We start from the raw sequence: 4,416 nt of genomic DNA on the forward strand, positions 1-4,416 counted from the left end.
CTATGCCAGGGCTGCCCTTGTCATCCTTCTGGAGAAGGCTGAAGCCCTCCCGGAAGTCCGCACAGTGCGGACCAGTCTGAGCGTCGATGACCCGCTCTGCTGGCGGCTGGTGACCCAGTACGGTTTCGTGGACGTCGGAGAACACGAAGATGACCAGCGCGGGCCGGGCACCGTTTTCGAACGAACTCTTTCATCCCTTAGGTCCTCTTCAAAACCTCAGCAGGAAAGCGACGACAGCACGACCAAGTCACCGAAAAGAGCAGTGGAGGCTCCGGTAGGCCGTGAGGAGCCGGACGCGTCCGTTCACCCGGCAGCGGCTCCTTCCTTACGTCAACGCCTTGCAACCTTTGTCCGGAACCTCACCCGCTGAGAATTATCACAGGCTGATACGAACCGTCACGGGTGTTTCACGGAATGGGTCACCGTGCCCGGGCGGCAGGAAGCCAGGAATGAGGGACTTCGATGTCAGCATGGCGACCGTCTCCCTGATCGATGACCACCGGCAATTCCTCAACTCAGTGGTCGGGCAGGTACTTCAAAACATGCCGAGGAAAATCTCATTCTGTAATGCCACGATCCGCAACGCGGGTCTGCTCGTGGTCAACGACGCCCAAACCGATGAACGGTTCACCACCAATCCCCTCGTCACCGGAGAGCCCTACATCCGCTTCTACGCCTGCTATCCGCTCAAAGGACCAGGGGGCTGGACCATCGGCACTCTGTGTGTCATCGACCAAAAGCCCCGCGGCTTCACGACAGAAGACGAACAGGCCCTGCCGGAAGCTAGCCGAAGTCGCCCAACACGAAATCGGCCCTTAACAGTATGGTCGGTTCTCATCGACTACGCTTTTTAGTTCCGGAGGTGCTCAAGGACGGCGGCGGCGACCTCTTTGGGTGAGTCTTCAGTGGGAATGTGTTTGCCATGTACTTCGACGAGGTCGCTACCCGGGATTTCATTCACGTAGCGGCGAGCGTAGCTGATTTTCTGGAACTCGTCGTCACGACCCCAGATAAGCCGGGTGGGGACCGCTGCTGCTTTCAGCGCCTGAATCAGTTCGAGGGTGTACTTGGCATCGGCGGCGGCAGCCATCGCCATCCATGACCGGGACCGGGCAGGGTTTTGCCAGGGGGAGAGGTAATCGGCAAGTTCTTCATCGCTCAGCTGCCTGGCAACAGCCAGTCGGGTCGCTTTGCTGCGGCCCTGCAGCAGTTGCTCGTCGGTGGCCGCTGCGCGCACAGTCGGATCGCGGAACCGTTCCACCGCGGGAACGGGCCAGGAATCAAACATGACGGCGTTCATGAGCACCAGGCGACTGACCTGTCCGCTGTAGGCGGTAAGGTGCTGGGCTATTCCACCACCGATGTCGTGGCCTGCCAGGTCGAATGATTCCAGTCTCAGGGCGCTTGCGGCCTGCAGGACGGTCTGCGCGAGTGCCGGAACGCTGGCGTCGAGAACATCCAGTTCACCTTCACTTCGCCCGAATCCAGGCAGGTCCAACGCAATACAATGCACTTCTTGTCCCAGTGCGGCTGCCAACCCGGCTGCCAACCCGGCTCCAAAAAGTGCCGTGCAGAAGCAGGAGGGGCCTGGCGCTGGGATCTCCACAGCTGAGGTAAGACAGAGTGGTTCCATTGACTATGACCTGCTCTCGGCGGACTGGCGGATCGTTGGCTGTCATCGGTTTTCCTGACTGCTTCGGGGGTATGCGCAAACCTATCACCGGCGTTGCTGACGCCGGCCGTACCCGCAGCGTTCCTTGCCATCCTTTACTACCGTGCTGTGCCCCATCAGTGTCGTGCGAGAACCGCCTGACCTGCACTGGAGGCCGGAGCCTACACTGAACACAACACGCTTAAGCAGCTCAGTGGTCTTCGGGCGAGAGCCACAAGGAAAGGTTTTAGCAATGACAGAGGAACTGGAACCAACCGCACGTCATCACAACGAAGCACCTGCTGAGGGGGACACAACGGCTGATCCGACCGACACTCGGGAACACGCCCAAGATCCCGCCGAAGGCCCCGACAAGGGTGACACAACGGCTGATCCGACCGACACTCGGGAACACGCCCAAGATCCCGCCGAAGGCCCCGACACCGAGGATAAAGTCTCAGGAGAGCAAGATTCTCCCGAAACGGAGTAGAGGAGATTAGAGGTCGCAGAATTCGTCGTCAGATTCTGGACAACATCGTTTGGTGTTATCGCACCAACATCTACGTCTCGGCTCTACGACCATAGGAGGAGTAATGGCAATCTTCTTTGAGGGCGAAGGGCGCCCGTTAGCCGATCCTTGGGTTCTTGCGGTGGTTGCAACACTTAGCGGATGGGTGTTGTCGTGGCGGGTTATTCAATCTTCATAAGACCGGATCTTTTGCAGGTGTTTTGGGCTGGCATGCAGGCCGGGGATTTCATTACTGACGCTGTGGTCCCGTTGAACACGAGCCGGCGGACAGGGCGCCGAGTCCTGGTCGAAGCAGGCGGGGTCCGGCCCCGCCGGGGTCGGGATTTGAAGGGCCGGTGTCTGACCTTCACCCAGCGTGAAGAGATTGCCGTGCTCAGGGCCCAGGGATTCTCACTGCGGCGCATCGGCGTGGTGATCGGGAGGTCCCCGTCGACGGTGTCGAGGGAGTTGCGGCGGAACACTCGGCCCGGTTCTGCTTACCGGGCTACCTCGGCCCACGCACTGGCGTACGAGCGGGCCTCACGGCCCAAACCGGCCAAACTCCACACGAATATCGTGTTGCGTGCGAAGGTGGAAGAGGACCTGAAGAAGAAGTACCCACCCGAGCAGATCACAGGACGACTGCGGGTGGAGTTCCCTGACCAACCGGAGATGTGGGTGTCACCCGAGACCATTTACCAGTCCCTGTACGTGCAGTCCCGCGGGGCACTGAAGCGTGATCTGAGTGCGTGTCTGCGCACCGGGCGGGCAGTCCGGCAGCCCTGCCGCAAAGCCGGGCAACGCTGCGTCCCAGTACTTCCTCCGGACGGTCATCGATCATGAGGACATCGCCGGCGAATCGTGAGGCTCTTCTGGGAATTGCCCGATTGGGTTTACGGCGATCCCGACCGGTGCGCAGACACTTCACGAGCTCCCGGGACAGCCCTCCCCGGCCTTGGATATAGAGGGCTTGGTAGATTGTTTCGTGGACGATGTGCAGGTCCTTACGGTCAGGGAAGGTCTTCTTGAGCTGTCGACATATCAGGCCAGGGCTCCACCACCGGTCAAGCATCGCCTGAACATACGCCTTGAGTTCAGGCATCTGCGAGATTTTCCCCATCCGGGGACGCTGGCGACGGATCCGGGCTTTTTTCTGCGCGTAGTGCGGGCGGTACTGTCCCGCGAGGTTCTGGTTCCGTTGTAACTCGCGGCTTACGGTGGACGGTGCCCTGCCTAGCTCAGTAGCTATCGAGCGCAGGCTCTCCCCTGCGCGGTGCCGGTCAGCAATGATGATCCGCTCATCCTCGGACAGGTACCGGGCAGAAATGGTGGCCGACTGCTCCCGCACCAAAGTGATGGCCGGGTAGGTACGGACGCGCCCGGTCACCGGATCCCGGACCGTCCGACCGTTACGCCAGTGAGAACCGGTCTTCCGCCCCGCGCCGACGATCCGGCAGGCCTCGGAATTGTTGAGCCCTTGCTTCAGGAGCCGAATATAGAGGGCGCGCTCGGTTACGTCCCGTGGAGTGGTGTAGTTTCCCGCGGTGAGCGCGCTGCTCCGGCAAGGTAGTGAGCCATCGTGCGATGGTCAGTGAGTACCGATCAAAGTCACTCACAGAAAGACACAAACACACGATGGCTCTAGACCAGTCTGCCCTGCTTGACCTGCTTGGACAATTGAAACTCACCGACGTGCCCGACCGGATTCGTACCGCTACCGAAACTCTGTATCAGCAGCTCATCGAGGCGGAGGCTACCGCGTTCATCGGTGCTGCCCCGTTCGAAGGCTCCGAGGCGCGCACGACCCAGCGCAACGGGTCCCGGGCCCGGACGTTGACGACCACCGCGGGGGATCTGAATTTGAAGATTCCCAAGCTGCGGGCCGGCTCGTTTTTCCCGGCCTTGCTGGAGCGCCGCCGCCGGGTTGATCAGGCCCTGTACGCGGTCGTGATGGAGGCCTACCTCCACGGGGTTTCTACCCGTAAGGTCGATGACCTGGTCAAAGCCCTTGGTGCGGATACCGGGATTTCGAAGTCTGAGGTGTCCCGGATCTGTGAGGACCTCGATCATGAAGTCGGTGCGTTCCGCGACCGGGACCTCTCGGCCCTGGAATACCCGTACGTGTTCCTGGACGCCACCTATTGCAAGGCCCGGGTCGGTCACCGTGTGGTGTCCCAGGCGATCGTGGTCGCTTTCGGCGTCGCCGCCGACGGGCGCCGGGAAGTCCTCGGCTTCGACGTCGGAGACAGCGAGAACG

The 4,416-nt window shown here is 61.0% G+C and carries 4 protein-coding genes and 1 pseudogene; 4 read left to right on the forward strand and 1 reads right to left on the reverse strand.

Annotated elements, in window-relative coordinates; all coding sequences use genetic code 11:
- Positions 1-449 precede the first annotated feature (449 nt).
- On the forward strand, positions 450-854 hold the full coding sequence (locus Y704_RS18325) for a GAF domain-containing protein (RefSeq protein WP_026548906.1): 405 nt from the start codon (positions 450-452) through the stop codon (positions 852-854).
- On the opposite strand, the gene Y704_RS18330 is transcribed toward Y704_RS18325, so the two are convergent.
- Entirely contained in the window at positions 851-1,633 is a 783-nt protein-coding gene (locus Y704_RS18330; RefSeq protein ID WP_253904202.1) for an alpha/beta fold hydrolase, read from the reverse strand. The two genes, Y704_RS18325 and Y704_RS18330, sit on opposite strands and share 4 nt — an antisense overlap.
- A gap of 271 nt (positions 1,634-1,904) precedes the next feature.
- Here Y704_RS18330 and Y704_RS23100 point away from each other — a divergent pair, with 271 nt between their 5' ends.
- The 3 genes and pseudogenes from Y704_RS23100 to Y704_RS0102185 all read left to right on the forward strand — a co-directional run.
- Entirely contained in the window at positions 1,905-2,141 is a 237-nt protein-coding gene (locus Y704_RS23100; RefSeq protein ID WP_081747359.1) for a hypothetical protein, read from the forward strand.
- Between the two features lie 249 nt (positions 2,142-2,390).
- Positions 2,391-2,627: pseudogene (locus Y704_RS25055) on the forward strand (helix-turn-helix domain-containing protein); the annotation flags it as partial.
- A 1,167-nt stretch (positions 2,628-3,794) separates the two neighbouring features.
- Positions 3,795-4,416: IS256 family transposase (locus tag Y704_RS0102185; RefSeq protein WP_026548907.1), on the forward strand; the 622-nt coding region annotated here is incomplete at its 3' end.

Origin of the sequence: Arthrobacter sp. Br18 (assembly GCF_000520555.1) — a bacterium.
Taxonomy (GTDB): domain Bacteria; phylum Actinomycetota; class Actinomycetes; order Actinomycetales; family Micrococcaceae; genus Arthrobacter_D.